Genomic DNA, 14,835 nt, shown 5'->3' on the forward strand with positions numbered 1-14,835 from the left:
TATTACCTTGGAAAGCTCATGCTGCGCGTTCAATCCTACCTTCCCGTCGGCACGCCTGCGGACGAACCGACCGGTTATGTAACACTGGCCCACGATCAGCGGCATCTGCGCCGCAAGCTGCTGCATCTTCAAAACGACGAGATGGTTATGCTAGACCTGAAAGAGCCGGTGCTGTTTGCACATGGCGATCTGCTGGTCATCGAGAATGGTGACCTTGTGGAAGTTCGTGCGGCCGATGAAAAGCTGTTCGAAATCACCGCTAAAAATACGCTGCATCTCATCGAACTCGCATGGCATTTGGGCAACCGTCACTTGGCTGCGCAGATCGAGGAGGGTCGGATCGTCATCCTTCGGGACCACGTCATCCGCGCCATGCTGGAGGGATTGGGGGCAACGGTGCGCGAGGTGGAGGAACCATTCCAGCCTGCGCGTGGTGCCTATCATGCCCATGGCGGTCATTCGCATGGTCACGATCATCACAACCACAGCCACGACTGATCCATGACGCACAAACGTAGCGTCGATGCATTGCTGAGATTGATGGCATGGATGTCTCCGGCCTTTCCGGTCGGAGCCTTTTCCTATTCCGGCGGGCTGGAAAGCGCAGTGAATGATCGTCGTCTATCGTCGGCCCTCGATCTTCGCAACTGGATCAGCCTGCTTTTGCAGCGTGGAACGCTTTGGAACGACGCTGTTCTGATGGCGCAGGCTTGGCGCTGCCATGAAGACCGCGAGGCGCTGGCCGAGTTGACGCAACTGGCGCAGGCCTTGGCGGGTTCGGCAGAGCGCTATCGCGAAACGACCCTGTTGGGTGATGCCTTTACGGATGCCGCCGCCGCATGGCCGCATGATGTTTTTCAGCGTTTGGCGAAATCGACCCCTTATCCTGTCGCGGTGGGGGCGGTTGCCTCGGCACATGGGGTTGACCTTGAGGACGCACTGGCGGCCTATCTGCATTCCGGCGTGTCGCAATTCGTGTCGGCGGGCATCCGCCTGGGCGTTGCAGGCCAGAAAGATGGCGTTGCCATTCTCGCGCATCTGGAAAGCGATATCGTATCCTTGGCACAGCATGCGGCGGTCTCGACGCTGGATGATCTTGGCTCTGCGACCATTCTTGCCGATACGGCAGCCATGCGCCACGAGGTGCAGGAAACGCGGCTTTTTCGGTCATGAGAATGGCGTAGAATTTGCTTATGTCTTTTCGCCGGCGTGTCGAAATCGCTCGTATGGAATAAAATGTCATCCGGAAGGGAAATGGAAATGAAATCGGGAAATGGCCCGCTGCGGGTCGGTATCGGCGGACCTGTCGGATCCGGCAAAACGGCTCTGACGGAAAAGCTTTGCAAGGCGATGAGCGCTGATTATTCGGTCGCCGTCGTCACCAACGATATCTACACCAAGGAAGATGCCGAAGCACTCGTGCGCATGCAGGCGCTGCCTTCTGAGAGGATTGTGGGCGTAGAAACCGGTGGCTGCCCGCACACGGCCATTCGCGAAGATGCGACCATCAACCTTCAGGCGATTGCTGGCCTCAATGAGCGATTTCCGGATTTGGATATCGTCTTCATCGAGTCCGGCGGTGACAATCTGGCGGCGACGTTTTCGCCTGATCTGGCCGATATCACCCTCTATGTCATCTCAGTGTGTCAGGGTGAGGAAATTCCCCGCAAAGGCGGTCCCGGCATCACACGCTCTGACCTGCTGGTCATCAACAAGAAAGATCTCGCACCCTATGTCGGGGCCGATCTTGGCGTGATGGACACGGACGCGACGCGGATGCGCAAGGACATGCCCTTTGTTTTCACCGACATGAAGCGCGGCGAGGGCGTGGGAACCATCGTTAACTTTCTCAAGCAACACGGCGGATTGTAAGACACAATAGAAGCTGAAACGGCTTTGGTTTGATGACGGATAGAAAAAGAAAACGCCGGGCAGTGCCCGGCGTTTTGTGATTTATGGCCTTCGCTTTACTCTGCCGCAAGTGGCGGCAGGCGCAGCACATTGTTGGCATTCCCTGCCGTTTTGGCAGCGGGGCCGTTTTTCTGCTCGATGTTTGCCAAGCGCTCTTCGAGGCCCGACAACGCGTCCTGATTGGTGCGTGCCGCTTCCGACAGTTCCTCGTTGGACAGAACCGGATGCTCTTCTTCCTTCTTGCCTATGAAGCGACCGAAGAGATGAGCGAGCAGCCGCGACAGATCATCCATGATGAGGAAGAAGGCGGGCACGACAACCAGAGACAGAACCGTCGAAACGATGATGCCGCCGATAACCGCAATCGCCATGGGCGAGCGGAACGAACCACCTTCACCAACGCCGAGCGCAGACGGCAGCATGCCCGCCGACATGGCAATCGAGGTCATGATGATGGGCCGCGCGCGCTTGCGGCCCGCTTCGACCATAGCGTGAACCCGCTCCATGCCATGACGACGCATTTCGATGGCGAAATCCACCAGCAGAATGGCGTTTTTGGTCACGATACCCATCAGCATCAGAATGCCGATGAGGACGGGCATGGAGAGTGCATTGTTGGTGATGATGAGCGCCACCGCCACACCGCCAATCGCCAACGGCAGTGAAAACAGAATGGTGAAGGGCTGGATGATATCCTTGAACAACAGGATGAGAACGACCAGCACGAGCAGCAGGCCGAGCAACATGGCATTGGTAAAGCCGCGCTGCATTTCACCCTGCACCTTGGCGTCGCCGCTTTCTGCAAGACGCACGGTGGGGGGCAATTGTGTTTCCGCTACGATGCGCTTGAACTCAGCAGATGACGTATCCAGCGCCGTACCGAAGGGGACATCGGAGCCGATGGAGACGACGCGATTGCGGTCGTTGCGCTTGATCGAGCTTGGGCCTTCCGAATAATCGATGTCAGCCACGCTGTAGAGCGGCACAGTGGCACCCGTTGCGGTCTTGATTTTCAGCGCGCGGATGGACGCTAGATCACGGCGAACATCGAGCGATGCCTGAACGCGAATCGGAATCTGTCGGTCATCCAGCGAAATCTTGGTGAGCTGCGCATCGATATCACCGATGGTGGCGACGCGGACCGTTTGGGATATCTGCTGTGGCGTAATGCCGAGGCGAGCAATCTCATCCTTGCGCGGGCGGATCTGCAGTTCGGGGCGCGGAAGCGCGCCTTCCGAGCTGACATTGACGAGGATCGGCGAGGCGCGAAGACGCGTTTCCAGAATGCCGACGGCCTTTTGCAAATCCTCTTCGCTTGACGACAGGAAGTTGAAGCTCAGTTCCCGTTCAGCGCGATCATTCAGCTTGATGATGCGCACATCCGGGATCGTGTTCACCTTGGCGAAAATATCCCGCTCCACATCCCATTGCGGACGCGTTCTGCCATTGTCTTCGACCTTCGGAAGATATTGGCCGATCAGCGGTATCGAGCCCAATCCATTATTGACCAGCGCCTTCACCAACGAGTGATCGATATGCTGGAGAATGACGCGCACCGTTGCACGCCGCAGTTCCAGATCGCCCTTTGGCGATGCGCCGCCCAGAATGAAGACGCTTTCGACGCCGTTGATATCCTTTACGGCCTGATAGATTTTCGATGTCGTCGTATCAGTTTCTTCCAGCGTCGCATTGGGCGGAAGCTCGATGGAGAGCACGACGCGCGACGCATCATCCGGCGGCAGGAAGCTGCCGGGAACGCCGCTCAAGAGAATGATCGACCCGACAAGGAAGCCGATGGCGCCGAGTAGCGTGAGGTAACGCGCCCACCATCTGCTGGTGGTGGCCGTCACCATCCGCGTATAGGACTTCATCAACCAGCCGTCATTGTCGTGGTGGTCATCGACGGCATCATCGGAACGCATAAGGTAAGCGGCCATCAACGGCGTGATGAGGCGCGCGACCATCAGCGAGAAGAACACCGAGAAGGCGACGGTAAGGCCGAATTGGATGAAGTATTGGCCGGGGACACCCGGCATGAAGGACACAGGCACGAAAACGGCGATGATAGTAAAACTCGTCGCGATCACCGCAAGGCCGATTTCGTCGGCGGCTTCCAGCGAGGCGCGATAGGGCGATTTGCCCATCTTTATGTGGCGGGAGATATTCTCCACCTCCACGATGGCGTCATCCACGAGAATACCGGTCGCCAGCGTCAAGGCGAGGAAGCTGACGAGATTGAGCGAGAAGCCCAGCACATCCATGACCCAGAAGGTGGGGATGGCTGACAAGGGCAGGGCTACGGCGGCGATCAGTGTCGCGCGCCAGTTTCGCAGGAACAGCAGCACCACGATGACGGCAAGAATGGAGCCTTCCACCAGCGTATGAAGCGCGGCCTCATAGTTGCCATAGGTGAAGTAGACGGCGTCATCGACCATTTCGATGGAGACGTTGGGGTGGTCTGCGCGCACCTTGTCCAGATTTTGCGCGACGGTTTCGGCAACGGAGACTTCGCTGGCACCCTTGGAGCGGAAAACCGCAAAGGTGACGCCTGGATTGCCGTTGAACCGCGAGAAGGATTTGGGTTCTTCGTAGGTATCGGTGACCGTTCCGAGTTCCGACAGCTTGACGAAGCGACCGTTGGACAGCGAAATCGTGGTATTGGAAAGCTGCGCCACATCACGGGTGTCGCCCAAGGTGCGGATGGTCTGCTCGTTGCCAGCCACCTGTCCACGACCGGAGCCGAGATCGATGTTGGTGCCACGCAGTTGGGTGTTCACATCCGAAGCGGTGATACCGTAGGCATCGAGCTTGGCTGGGTTGAGCGACACGCGCACTTCACGGTCCGCACCGCCGTAACGGTCGATCTTGCCGATGCCCGACTGGCCCTGAAGCGCCCGCTTGATGGTGTCATCTACGAACCAGGACAACTCTTCCAGGGTCATGTTGGGGGAGGAAACGGCAAAGGTCTGGATTGCCTGTCCCTCGACATCGATCTTGCTGACGACGGGCTCTTCGATATCCGCAGGCAATTCGCTGCGGATTTTATCGATGGCGTCTTTGGTGTCCTGAACGGCTTCTTCGGTAGGCTTTTCAATGCGGAACAGCACCGTGGTCAGGGACTGACCGTCGGTGACCGTGGACTGTATCTCATCGATTCCGCTGATGGAGGCAACCGCGTCTTCGACTTCCTTGGTAACCTGCGCCTCTAGCTCGGACGGCGAGGCACCGCTTTGCGTGACGGTGATGGCCACCACCGGCACGTCGATGTTGGGAAAGCGGGTGATCGGCAGATCGTAAAACGCTTTCACGCCCAAAAACAGCAGCAAGGCGAAGCAGAGCAACGGCGCAATCGGGTTGCGGATGGACCATGCGGAAAAGTTCATGGTGTTCTCTCAGTCAGTTCGAGGCTGCGGCATCAGCCGGGACCGGGTTGATCTTGTCACCATCGCGCACGAATGCGCCTGCTTTTTCGACGACCACGTCGCCTGCGGAAATCCCGTTTTTGATTTCCACGAAACCACCGTCCTGAATGCCGATTTCGACAGCCACCTGTTTGACCACGCCGTTTTCGACACGTCTGGTGGTCGATCCATCGCGACCTGACGTCACTGCGGAAAGCGGCAGGGCCAGAGCATTGGCTGAGGCGATCACCACTTCGGCGCTGCCATACATGCCAGCGCGGGCTGGGCTGTCCGTTGGTAACAGAATATGCACGGAGCCGAGGCGCGTAGTCGCATCAACCGTGGGCGACACAAGCCGCACCTTGCCTTCGATCTTGTTGCGACCACCAGCGACGGTAATGATGGCTCTTTGCCCGACCTGAACCTTCTGGATATCGGTTTCCGAGAGGTCAGCAACGAGTTCGATCGCGTTGTCCTTGATGACGGTAAAGAGCGGATTTCCGCTGCCGCTGGCAATGGCACCGACGCGTGCGTTCTTGGCCGATACGATGCCGGCAACCGGCGTTTTGACGCTGGTGCGCGACAGTTTGAGGTCGATGTCTTCGATCTGCGCATCTACTACCTTGGTGTCGGCTTCACCAACCGTCACGGCCTGTCTGGAGGCCTGAAGGCGGGCCTGGGCGACATCGGCGGCGGCGGCTGTCTGTTCGACCTGCGAGACTGAACCCGAGCCGGATTTGCCGAGACGATCTGCCCGGTCACGCTGGCGAACCGCATCGTCTAAATTGGCTTGCGCTTCAATGACCTGCGCTTTGCTCTGCGCGACAGAGGCTTCCGCCTTTGCGCGGTTGGCTTGCAGCTGGCTTTTTTGCAGGATGAGGCTGTCTTTCGACAGTTCGGCAAGGGAGGCACCGGCCTCGACCTTATCACCAATATCGACATTCAGCTTGTCTACCGACAGGCCATCCACCAGCGGCTGCACATAGATTTCATCGACCGGCTTCAGCGTTCCGGTTGCCACGACGCGGTCCACGAGATCGCGTTTGGTTGCTTCGCTGACGACGATGGACGGCAGGTTCTTGCGGTCTGCACCACCCTGCGCGCTCGCAAGGCCAGGCACGAACAAAGCCGAGACCATGAGAAGCGAGAGCCGGGTTGCAAGTGTGTTGCGATGCATATGCCTGTCCGTTCAAAGGTGCGGATCGCACGTCCATCATGCACATTGGGTGCTTTTGAAAGTCATGCGACGATGAATGCAAAAAAATGGGGTGACATATCTCGCACTCACCTCGCAGATGTCTGCGTCCTCCACAAAACTGGCCGCTCCCAATTGGGCCAAGTCTCCTGCGAGGCAAATATCCGAGCCTGTCGTAGCGGAATGTAATTCGTCCCCGGGGTTAATTCAATCCGTCTAACTGATGGAGCGGATATACATTTTTGAATATCACCGAATGCAGCAATAAATAACGGTGGGCCGAGGCGCGACACTTTGCGCGCCTCGGTTGGTGGCCGTCTATTTCAAAGCGGCATCTGTGATTTCAGTAGTAAAGGCACCCGTCGGCTCCTTGGTAATGACAGGGTCGGAACCGCCGCCCAATAGGGTTTTGACGGTGCGGTCGTAATCCGCCTTATCAAGCGCGCCGGTGGAGCCTGCCGTCAACTTGGCGACCTCCGTCATCATGCCCTTCTGGTGTGCTTCTGTCTGCGCGCCGGAGGCATCGTTTTCCAGAATGATATCGGCGGCATCATTGGGGTTCTCTTCCGCCCACTTCCAGCCCTTCATGGAGGCGCGCACGAATTTCACCATGTTGTCCTTGAACTTGGCGTCCTTCAGCTTGTCTTCCAGTACGTAGAGGCCGTCTTCCAGAGTCGCCACGCCTTCGTCTTCATATTTGAAGGTTACGAGATCGCTTGCCTTCACACCCGCTTCCAGCACCTGCAAATATTCATTGTAGGTCATGGTGGAAATGCAGGCGGCCTGCTTCTGCAACAGCGGGTCGACGTTGAAGCCCTGTTTCAGCACGATCACGCCATCGGCTCCGCCTGTCGTTGGTATCTTCAGATGCGCCATCCACGACAGGAAGGGATACTCGTTGCCGAAGAACCAGACGCCGAGCGTCTTGCCCTTGAAATCCGCCGGTTTGGTGATGCCGCTTTCCTTGAGGCAGGTCAGCATCATGCCGGATTTTTTGAAGGGCTGGGCGATGTTGACGAGCGGCACGCCCTTTTCGCGGGTTGCGAGCGCAGATGGCAGCCAGTCCACGACGACATTTGCGCCGCCGCCTGCCAGAACTTGCGCAGGAGCAATATCCGGGCCGCCGGGCTTGATCTCGACATCGAGCCCTTCGGCTTCGTAAAAGCCCTTGTCCTTGGCCACGTAATAACCGGCGAACTGGGCTTGGGTGACCCATTTCAATTGAAGCGTGACCTTTTCGGCGGCTTGAGCGCCGAACGCCGTCATCAGCGTCGCTCCGGCCAGAAGCATGGATGCAAGTCTGTTTCTCATCGCTGTTCCCTTTTTTCGTTGTTTACGTGCGTCCACTGCGGACGGACGGATGCCAGAAGGTGACGGCGCGCTCTGCCAACGCCACCAAACCGTAAAAGCCGGAACCTGCGATTGCCGCGACGGCAATCTCGGCCCAAACCATATCCACATTGCTCCGGCCCATTTCGGCGGAGATGCGAAACCCCATGCCCACAATGGGCGTACCGAAGAACTCGGCCACGATGGCACCGATCAGCGCCAGCGTGGAATTGATCTTCAAGGCGTTGAAGATGAAAGGCCATGCGGCGGGCAGGCGCAGTTTTACCAACGTCTGCCACCAACTGGCGGCATAGGTGTGCATCAGGTCACGCTCCATGTGGCTGGAGGCGGATAGTCCCTGCACCGTGTTCACCAGCATGGGGAAGAAGGTCATGATGACGACAACGGCAACCTTGGACTGCCAGTCGAAGCCGAACCACATGACCATGATGGGCGCGATGCCAACCACGGGCAGAGCCGACACGAAATTGCCGATGGGCAGCAGCCCACGTTGCAGGAAAGGCGAGCGGTCGATGATAACGGCAACGGCAAAGCCCAGACCGCAGCCCAGCACGTATCCCGTCAGCACCGCTTTCAGAAACGTCTGCCGGAAATCCGCCCAGAGAATGGGGATGGAGCTGATAAGGCGCAGGAAGATGGCGCTTGGTGCGGGCAGCAGGATGGAGGGAATGGCAAAACCGCGCACCATGCCTTCCCACAGCACGATGATGGCGGCGCCGAAGATGAGCGGGATGGCGATGCTACTCGCCCGTTTTGCGGTCGATGTCTGAAAGCGCTGGCGCACCAGCCATTCGTTCAACGCCCAAGCGGCAAGCCAGAACAGAACAGCGCCAATGATCCATAAGGGGTTACTCATGGTCGCTCTCCCATTCTTTTTAGCACCGCTGTGTGGGCGATGCCGACAATCGAAACCAGAATGGCCGCAACGGCTGCTGCCATGAAGAGCGCGGCCCAGATTTGCACCGTCTGGCCATAATAGGAGCCGGAGAGCAGCCGCGCACCGAGGCCTGCGACAGCACCCGTCGGCAATTCCCCAACGATAGCCCCGACCAGCGAAATGGCGATGGCAATTTTCAGTGAGGTGAAGAGATAGGGCAGGGCCGATGGCCAGCGCAGCTTCCAGAAGATTTGCGAGGGTGCGGCGTGATAGGTGTGCATCAGATCAAGCTGAATGCTCTCAGGGCTGCGCAGCCCCTTCACCATGCCGACCACGATGGGAAAGAAGCTGAGATAGGTCGAAATCAGCGCCTTCGGCAGCAGGCCGGAAATGCCCATGGAGTTCAGCACCACAATGATCATCGGTGCGACCGCGATGATCGGGATCGTCTGGCTGGCAATGATCCACGGCATGACCGAACGATCCATGGCCCGGTTATGGACGATGGCGACGGCCAGTAGAATGCCGAGCGCCGTGCCGATAGCAAAACCCAGGAGTGTCGCCGAAAGCGTGATGCCCGCATGGTAGACGAGGCTGCGCTTGGAGGTGATGGCCTTGTTGACGGTCGTATCCCACAGCTCCGCGATGATCTGGTGCGGGGCGGGCAGGACGGGGCGCTCCTGGGCGAATGTCTGCGGCAGGAGTTCCGAGAAGCTCGGTTGCTGGCCTGCTCTGGCGGCCTGGTCACGTGCGAAGGGCATGTTGAGGTAGACGACGGCGATGTGCCAGATGACAAGGATCGCGAGGAGGATGGTGAGGACGGGGAGGATGCGATGCCGGAGGGTGGTCATGGGTGGCCCCGATCCAGACATTTGGAGATGGATTGCTCCAGTGAGATCACAATGTAGTCTGGGTTATCAATGACCTGACTGTTATCAAACCGCAGCACCGTAAAGCCTTGAGATGTGAGAAAGGCATCTCTTTTGAGGTCATGTTGCCGACCGTGCGTCGTTTCATGGCTATCGCCATCGACCTCTATGATGTAACGGGCGGAGAGCCAGGCGAAGTCCGCAATATAAGGCCCGATGGGTGTTTCGCGCCGAAACAGTGCGCCTCTGGGGCGGAAATCCCGAAGAATATCCCACATGATCCGTTCGGCTTTTGTCATTTCCCGGCGCAGGGTCTTGGCACGCTGGCGAGTTTTGACTTCGATATTCGAATGCGCCATGCGTCGCTCCCCAATCACCCTTAGCGTTTTGCCGCGTTCCCCCTCTGGCCTGCTGGCCATCTCCCCCACAAGGGGGGAGAAACCGTGCTGCATCCCCGAGGCTTCATTGAGCCTAAACGGACGAGGCTGGGTTAAGCCCCTCCCCCTTGTGGGGAGGGGTTGGGGAGGGGTTCGTGACCTCGACGTCAAAACCTCACCCCTCATAACTATGCCCCGCCTTCAACCCCTCGCGTACCCGATGCGCAATCTCCAGAAACTCCGGCGTCTCGCGAATCTCCAGCGGCCTTTCGCTGGGCAAAGTCGATTCGATAATGTCAGTCACCCGCCCGGGACGCGGCGACATGACGACGATTTTGGTGGAGAGATATACGGCTTCGGGAATGGAGTGGGTGACGAAGCAGATGGTTTTGCCCGTAGTGCTCCAGAGTTTCAGAAGCTGCTCGTTGAGATGATCGCGGACGATTTCGTCCAACGCGCCGAAGGGCTCGTCCATTAGCAGCAGATCGGCATCGAAAGCGAGTGCGCGGGCGATGGAGGCGCGCTGCTGCATGCCGCCGGACAGTTGCCAGGGGAATTTCTTGGCAAAGCCGCTGAGATTGACGAGATCGAGCGTGCGTTCGATCCGCGCCTGCTGTTCTGCCTGGGTGTAGCCCATGATTTCGAGCGGCAGGGCAATATTCTTTTCGATGGTGCGCCATGGGTAGAGAGCCGCTGCCTGAAACACATAGCCATAGGACCGGTCCTTGCGAGCGTTTTCCGGCGTCGTGCCGTTGACGGTGATCTCACCGGACGTGTGCTTTTCCAGATCGGCAATGACCCGCAAAAACGTCGTCTTGCCGCAGCCGGAAGGGCCGATGAAGGACACGAAGTCGCCCTTCTTGACCTCCAGATCGACATTGGAAAGCGCATGCACTGGACCATCCCCGGTTTCAAAGGTCAGGCCGAGATTTTTGGCGGAAACGACGGAGAAGGGAGCGGGTTCTGTCATTGGCATTTCGGAAGCGGTCCCCAGCTTGTGCCATCCTTGAAATTGATCGTGTATCCATCGGTACTCTTTTTGAGCTCGATGGTTTCCTTTTGCCCTTTGTCCCCCTCACTTTCGCATTGGGTGACGATTTTGAACCCGGTCGTTGTTTTTGTCGGTTTGCCGGAAAACGCGCAGAAGGCCGTCGCGGTGGTGACGCCTTCGTCATTCAGCAGGAAAAATTCGTCGGCACCGCTCGATTCGCCTGTTTTCGAATAGGTGCAGCCTTCTTTCTCGCCATAGGCTCCATCGAGAAATGTCGCGCTGTTGGCTGTGGAACCGAGCAACGCCGACATGATGGCTGCTATCAAAATGGTCTTCATCATCAAACTCCGCTTGCCGGTATGCCTGTGCGTTCCACCTTGCGGGGCGCGACGAGTTCTTTCCATGTGGATAGTGCTTTGGCTACGGCGGGGTAGGGCTCGCGGGCCGCGAACTGGCCGTGGCCTTCGCGCGTCTTTATGGTGCCTTCCTCGATTGCCACGACACCGCGAGAGAGCGTGAAGCGCGGCAGGCCCTTCACCGTCTGGCCTTCGAAGACATTGTAATCGATGGCAGATTGCTGGTTTTCGGCGGTGATGGTCTTTTTGAGTGCCGGGTCCCAGACAACGATATCCGCATCGCTACCGACAAGGATCGCGCCCTTTTTGGGATAGAGATTGAGGATCTTGGCGATATTGGTCGAGGTGACGGCGACGAATTCGTTCATCGTCAGGCGGCCCGTGGTTACGCCGTGCTTCCACAACAGCGGGAGGCGGTCTTCGAGCCCGCCGGTGCCGTTGGGGATTTTGGTGAAGTCACCGAGACCGTTCCGCTTCTGCTGCGTGGTAAAGGCACAATGGTCCGTCGCCACACATTGCAGCGAGCCTGCAGCAAGTCCTGCCCAGAGACTGTCCTGATGCTGCGTGCTTCTGAAGGGTGGCGACATGACGCGGCGGGCGGCGTGGTCCCAACAGGGGTTGGCATATTCGCGCTCATCGAGAATCAGATGCTGGATCAGCGGTTCGCCATAGACCCGCATACCGTTTTGCCGCGCCCGGCGGATGGCCTCATGCGCCTGTTCACAGGAGGTATGGACGACATAAAGCGGTGCGCCCGCCATATCGGCGATGATGATGGCACGGTTGGTGGCTTCACCTTCCACGGAGGCGGGACGGGAGTAGGCATGGGCTTCCGGCCCATTGTTGCCTTCCGCCAGCAATTTCGCCTGCATCTGCGCGACGATATCGCCGTTTTCCGCATGCACCATGGGCAGCGCGCCGAGTTCCGCGCAGCGCGAGAAGGATGCGAACATCTCGTCATCATTCACCATCAGGGCACCCTTATAGGCCATGAAGTGCTTGAAACTGTTGATACCCTTGTCCTGTACGACAGTCTTCATTTCGTTGAAGACCTGCTCACCCCACCAGGTAATCGCCATGTGAAAGGCATAATCGCAGGTGGCGCGGGTCGCCTTGTTGTCCCAGCGGTTGAGCGCATCCAGCAACGACTGGCCGGGTTCCGGCAGGCAGAAATCCACTACCATCGTGGTGCCACCGCTCAAGGCAGCGCGTGTGCCACTCTCGAAATCATCCGCCGAATAGGTGCCCATGAAGGGCATCTCCAGATGCACATGCGGGTCGATACCACCGGGCATGACGTAGCAGCCCGTCGCATCCAGAACGGTGCCGCCGGAGAGGTTTTGCCCGATTTCGATGATGACCCCGCCATCTATTTTGACGTCGGCCTTGTAGGTCAGGTCCGCAGTGACGATGGTGCCGTTTTTGATGATGCTGGTCATTTGTCAGCGCTTTCCAGAAGAAATGCAGGGGAAAAACGATCTGGATGATCACTCTCGAAACGTTCGCCGTTTAGGATAGCAAGGATTGTTTCGAGAGTGCTGCGTCGTTCTTCGAAGATTTCATGATTCCAGAATCTGAGCACAGAATAACCTTGGCTGTTCAGCCATTTTGTTCTCTGACGATCATGAATCGAGTCCGCATGTTGCGATCCGTCGAGTTCGACAATCAACATTCGCTCTCGACAAACAAAATCTGCGATAAAGCTGCCGAGCGGAATCTGCCTGCCGAATTTGAAGCCGTTCAAGCGCCTGCTCTTGAGTTCGTACCAAAGCCGATATTCCGCATCGGTTTCCTGCCGGCGAAGGTTTCGCGCTTGCTGCGTCTTGCCTGGCAGGCGTTTTGATACTTTTCTGCTGATGTCATCCACGGTTGCGCTTGCCCCCTCATCCGACCCTTCGGGCCACCTTCTCCCCGGCGGGGAGAAGAACTCTGCCGCAGCCTTGCGGCCAAAGGCCACGTTGACGTTTGGAGTGATGTGGGTGCCACCGGTTTCTTCTCCCCGCCGGGGAGAAGGTGGCCCGAAGGGTCGGATGAGGGGGCTTGGTCTCGGCAGGGCAATCATTCCACGATCTCCGCAGTTTCCAGAACCGCGTGCAGCAACACGTTACACCCCGCGGCGGCCCATTCGGGGGAAATGTCTTCGGCTTCGTTGTGAGAGAGGCCGTCCACGCAGGGGCAGAAGATCATGGTGGATGGTGCCACTTGGGCTGTCCAACAGGCATCGTGGCCTGCGCCAGAGATGATGTCCATGTGGCTGTAGCCCAGTTTTTCTGCCGCATCGCGCACGCGCCCGACCAAGACTGGATCGAAGGTGACGGGGTCGAAATGGCCGATGGCTTCGATTGTGCAGCCGACGCCGAGCTCTTCGGCGATGAGCGGCACTTCGCGCTCGAAGATGGCGCGCATGGCATCCAGCTTTTCTTGCGAGGGCGTGCGCAGGTCGATGGTGAAGACCACCTTGCCGGGAAGGACATTGCGAGAGTTGGGCGTAAAGATCATCTGGCCAACGCCAGCAACCGCGCCGGGCTGGTGGGCCATGGCGACCTCCTGGACTTTCTCCAGAATACGGGCGGCGGCGAGGCCTGCATTGACGCGCATGGGCATCGGGGTGGAGCCGGTGTGGGCTTCCTTGCCGGTCAGCGTCACCTCCAGCCACCAGAGGCCCTGGCAATGGGTGACGATGCCGATCTGTTTGTTCTGCGCTTCGAGGATCGGCCCCTGCTCGATGTGATATTCGAAGTAGGCGTGCATCTTGCGCGCCCCGACCTGTTCATCGCCTAGCCAGCCGATGCGTTTCAACTCGTCACCATAGGCCTTGCCGTCCGTGTCGGTGCGGCCATAGGCATAGTCGAGATCGTGAATGCCCGCGAAAACGCCGGATGCTAGCATGGCAGGGGCGAAGCGCGCGCCTTCCTCGTTCGCCCAATTGGTGACGACGATAGGGTGCTTCGTGCGGATATCGAGATCGTTCAGGCTTCGCACCACTTCCAGCCCCGCCAGCACGCCCAACACACCGTCGAACTTGCCGCCGGTTGGCTGGGTGTCGAGGTGGCTGCCGATATAGATGGGCAGGGCATCCGGGTCGGTGCCGGGGCGGGTGGCGAACATGGTGCCCATGGCGTCGACGCCAACGCTCATGCCTGCTGTTTCACACCAGTTCTTGAAGAGCTCGCGGCCTTGCGCATCTTCATCGGTCAAGGTCTGGCGGTTGTTGCCGCCAGCAATGCCGGGGCCGATCTTTGCCATGTCCATCAGGCTGTCCCACAGACGGTCGGCATTGATGACCAGATTTTTTCCGGGCAGTTCATTTTTTGCGGGTGTTTCCGGCATGCCAGTCTTTTCCTCACCTGTTTTGATCGTCATGATGCAAGGGGCGTGCCGTTCCATTAGGATGCGGCGAAATGCTTTTGGAAATCGACCACCAATAATTTGACCGACTGGTAAACATTGTGAAATCTAGCTTTGGCACTTAAAAGAAACCGAGGGATTTTTGCTGTGTAAAGCGGTA

14 protein-coding genes are annotated in these 14,835 nt (G+C 58.3%); 3 read left to right on the top strand and 11 right to left on the bottom strand.

What is annotated here, in order from left to right:
* Positions 1-18 precede the first annotated feature (18 nt).
* From ureE to ureG, 3 genes are all read left to right on the top strand, one after another.
* Positions 19-498, top strand: coding sequence for an urease accessory protein UreE (gene ureE / locus CPJ18_RS04735; protein ID WP_077103995.1), 480 nt, complete (start codon positions 19-21; stop codon positions 496-498).
* A gap of 3 nt (positions 499-501) precedes the next feature.
* Positions 502-1,173 carry an urease accessory protein UreF gene (locus CPJ18_RS04740; protein WP_103657202.1) on the top strand — a complete coding sequence of 224 codons (672 nt, stop codon included), beginning with the start codon at positions 502-504 and terminating at the stop codon, positions 1,171-1,173.
* Positions 1,174-1,260: 87 nt separating this feature from the next.
* Positions 1,261-1,872, top strand: coding sequence for an urease accessory protein UreG (gene ureG / locus CPJ18_RS04745; protein ID WP_103657375.1), 612 nt, complete (start codon positions 1,261-1,263; stop codon positions 1,870-1,872).
* 95 nt (positions 1,873-1,967) lie between these two features.
* On the opposite strand, the gene CPJ18_RS04750 is transcribed toward ureG, so the two are convergent.
* The 11 genes from CPJ18_RS04750 to CPJ18_RS04800 form a co-directional block, all read right to left on the bottom strand.
* On the bottom strand, positions 1,968-5,294 hold the full coding sequence (locus CPJ18_RS04750; RefSeq protein ID WP_103657203.1) for an efflux RND transporter permease subunit: 3,327 nt from the start codon (positions 5,292-5,294) through the stop codon (positions 1,968-1,970).
* 13 nt (positions 5,295-5,307) lie between these two features.
* Positions 5,308-6,450, bottom strand: coding sequence for an efflux RND transporter periplasmic adaptor subunit (locus CPJ18_RS04755; protein WP_407026436.1), 1,143 nt, complete (start codon positions 6,448-6,450; stop codon positions 5,308-5,310).
* A gap of 375 nt (positions 6,451-6,825) precedes the next feature.
* Positions 6,826-7,818 carry an ABC transporter substrate-binding protein gene (locus CPJ18_RS04760; RefSeq protein WP_103657376.1) on the bottom strand — a complete coding sequence of 331 codons (993 nt, stop codon included), beginning with the start codon at positions 7,816-7,818 and terminating at the stop codon, positions 6,826-6,828.
* A 22-nt stretch (positions 7,819-7,840) separates the two neighbouring features.
* On the bottom strand, positions 7,841-8,713 hold the full coding sequence (locus tag CPJ18_RS04765; protein WP_103657205.1) for an ABC transporter permease: 873 nt from the start codon (positions 8,711-8,713) through the stop codon (positions 7,841-7,843).
* Positions 8,710-9,585: an ABC transporter permease gene (locus CPJ18_RS04770; RefSeq protein ID WP_103657206.1), complete on the bottom strand. Its 876-nt coding sequence runs from the start codon at positions 9,583-9,585 to the stop codon at positions 8,710-8,712. Before CPJ18_RS04770 ends, CPJ18_RS04765 begins: the two co-directional genes overlap by 4 nt.
* The gene (locus CPJ18_RS04775; RefSeq protein WP_103657207.1) at positions 9,582-9,962 is read right to left on the bottom strand and encodes an endonuclease domain-containing protein; all 381 of its coding nucleotides are present in this window, start codon (positions 9,960-9,962) and stop codon (positions 9,582-9,584) included. The genes CPJ18_RS04770 and CPJ18_RS04775 overlap by 4 nt, the downstream gene beginning before the upstream one ends.
* Before the next feature lie 193 nt (positions 9,963-10,155).
* Positions 10,156-10,950 (bottom strand): ABC transporter ATP-binding protein, encoded by a 795-nt coding sequence (locus CPJ18_RS04780; protein WP_103657377.1) that lies wholly within the window; start codon positions 10,948-10,950, stop codon positions 10,156-10,158.
* Entirely contained in the window at positions 10,947-11,309 is a 363-nt protein-coding gene (locus tag CPJ18_RS04785) for a hypothetical protein (RefSeq protein ID WP_146258648.1), read from the bottom strand. Before CPJ18_RS04785 ends, CPJ18_RS04780 begins: the two co-directional genes overlap by 4 nt.
* Before the next feature lie 2 nt (positions 11,310-11,311).
* A complete protein-coding gene (gene hydA, locus CPJ18_RS04790; RefSeq protein ID WP_103657209.1) occupies positions 11,312-12,766 on the bottom strand; it encodes a dihydropyrimidinase in 1,455 nt (484 codons plus the stop codon).
* Positions 12,763-13,389, bottom strand: a complete 627-nt coding sequence (locus tag CPJ18_RS04795) for an endonuclease domain-containing protein (protein ID WP_245445326.1) — start codon at positions 13,387-13,389, stop codon at positions 12,763-12,765. Before CPJ18_RS04795 ends, hydA begins: the two co-directional genes overlap by 4 nt.
* Positions 13,386-14,657, bottom strand: coding sequence for a Zn-dependent hydrolase (locus tag CPJ18_RS04800; RefSeq protein ID WP_103657378.1), 1,272 nt, complete (start codon positions 14,655-14,657; stop codon positions 13,386-13,388). Before CPJ18_RS04800 ends, CPJ18_RS04795 begins: the two co-directional genes overlap by 4 nt.
* Between the last annotated feature and the right edge of the window lie 178 nt (positions 14,658-14,835).

Origin of the sequence: Agrobacterium rosae (assembly GCF_002915175.1) — a bacterium.
Taxonomy (GTDB): Bacteria; Pseudomonadota; Alphaproteobacteria; order Rhizobiales; family Rhizobiaceae; genus Agrobacterium; species Agrobacterium rosae.

What these genes read in the sequence shown, in the direction of transcription:
- ureE (WP_077103995.1), top strand. Translation starts at nt 19, where the DNA reads ATGCTGCGCGTTCAATCCTACCTTCCCGTCGGCACGCCTGCGGACGAA.
- CPJ18_RS04740 (WP_103657202.1), top strand. Translation starts at nt 502, where the DNA reads ATGACGCACAAACGTAGCGTCGATGCATTGCTGAGATTGATGGCATGG.
- ureG (WP_103657375.1), top strand. Translation starts at nt 1,261, where the DNA reads ATGAAATCGGGAAATGGCCCGCTGCGGGTCGGTATCGGCGGACCTGTC.
- CPJ18_RS04750 (WP_103657203.1), bottom strand. Translation starts at nt 5,294, where the DNA reads ATGAACTTTTCCGCATGGTCCATCCGCAACCCGATTGCGCCGTTGCTC.
- CPJ18_RS04755 (WP_407026436.1), bottom strand. Translation starts at nt 6,450, where the DNA reads ATGGTCTCGGCTTTGTTCGTGCCTGGCCTTGCGAGCGCGCAGGGTGGT.
- CPJ18_RS04760 (WP_103657376.1), bottom strand. Translation starts at nt 7,818, where the DNA reads ATGAGAAACAGACTTGCATCCATGCTTCTGGCCGGAGCGACGCTGATG.
- CPJ18_RS04765 (WP_103657205.1), bottom strand. Translation starts at nt 8,713, where the DNA reads ATGAGTAACCCCTTATGGATCATTGGCGCTGTTCTGTTCTGGCTTGCC.
- CPJ18_RS04770 (WP_103657206.1), bottom strand. Translation starts at nt 9,585, where the DNA reads ATGACCACCCTCCGGCATCGCATCCTCCCCGTCCTCACCATCCTCCTC.
- CPJ18_RS04775 (WP_103657207.1), bottom strand. Translation starts at nt 9,962, where the DNA reads ATGGCGCATTCGAATATCGAAGTCAAAACTCGCCAGCGTGCCAAGACC.
- CPJ18_RS04780 (WP_103657377.1), bottom strand. Translation starts at nt 10,950, where the DNA reads ATGACAGAACCCGCTCCCTTCTCCGTCGTTTCCGCCAAAAATCTCGGC.
- CPJ18_RS04785 (WP_146258648.1), bottom strand. Translation starts at nt 11,309, where the DNA reads ATGAAGACCATTTTGATAGCAGCCATCATGTCGGCGTTGCTCGGTTCC.
- hydA (WP_103657209.1), bottom strand. Translation starts at nt 12,766, where the DNA reads ATGACCAGCATCATCAAAAACGGCACCATCGTCACTGCGGACCTGACC.
- CPJ18_RS04795 (WP_245445326.1), bottom strand. Translation starts at nt 13,389, where the DNA reads ATGATTGCCCTGCCGAGACCAAGCCCCCTCATCCGACCCTTCGGGCCA.
- CPJ18_RS04800 (WP_103657378.1), bottom strand. Translation starts at nt 14,657, where the DNA reads ATGCCGGAAACACCCGCAAAAAATGAACTGCCCGGAAAAAATCTGGTC.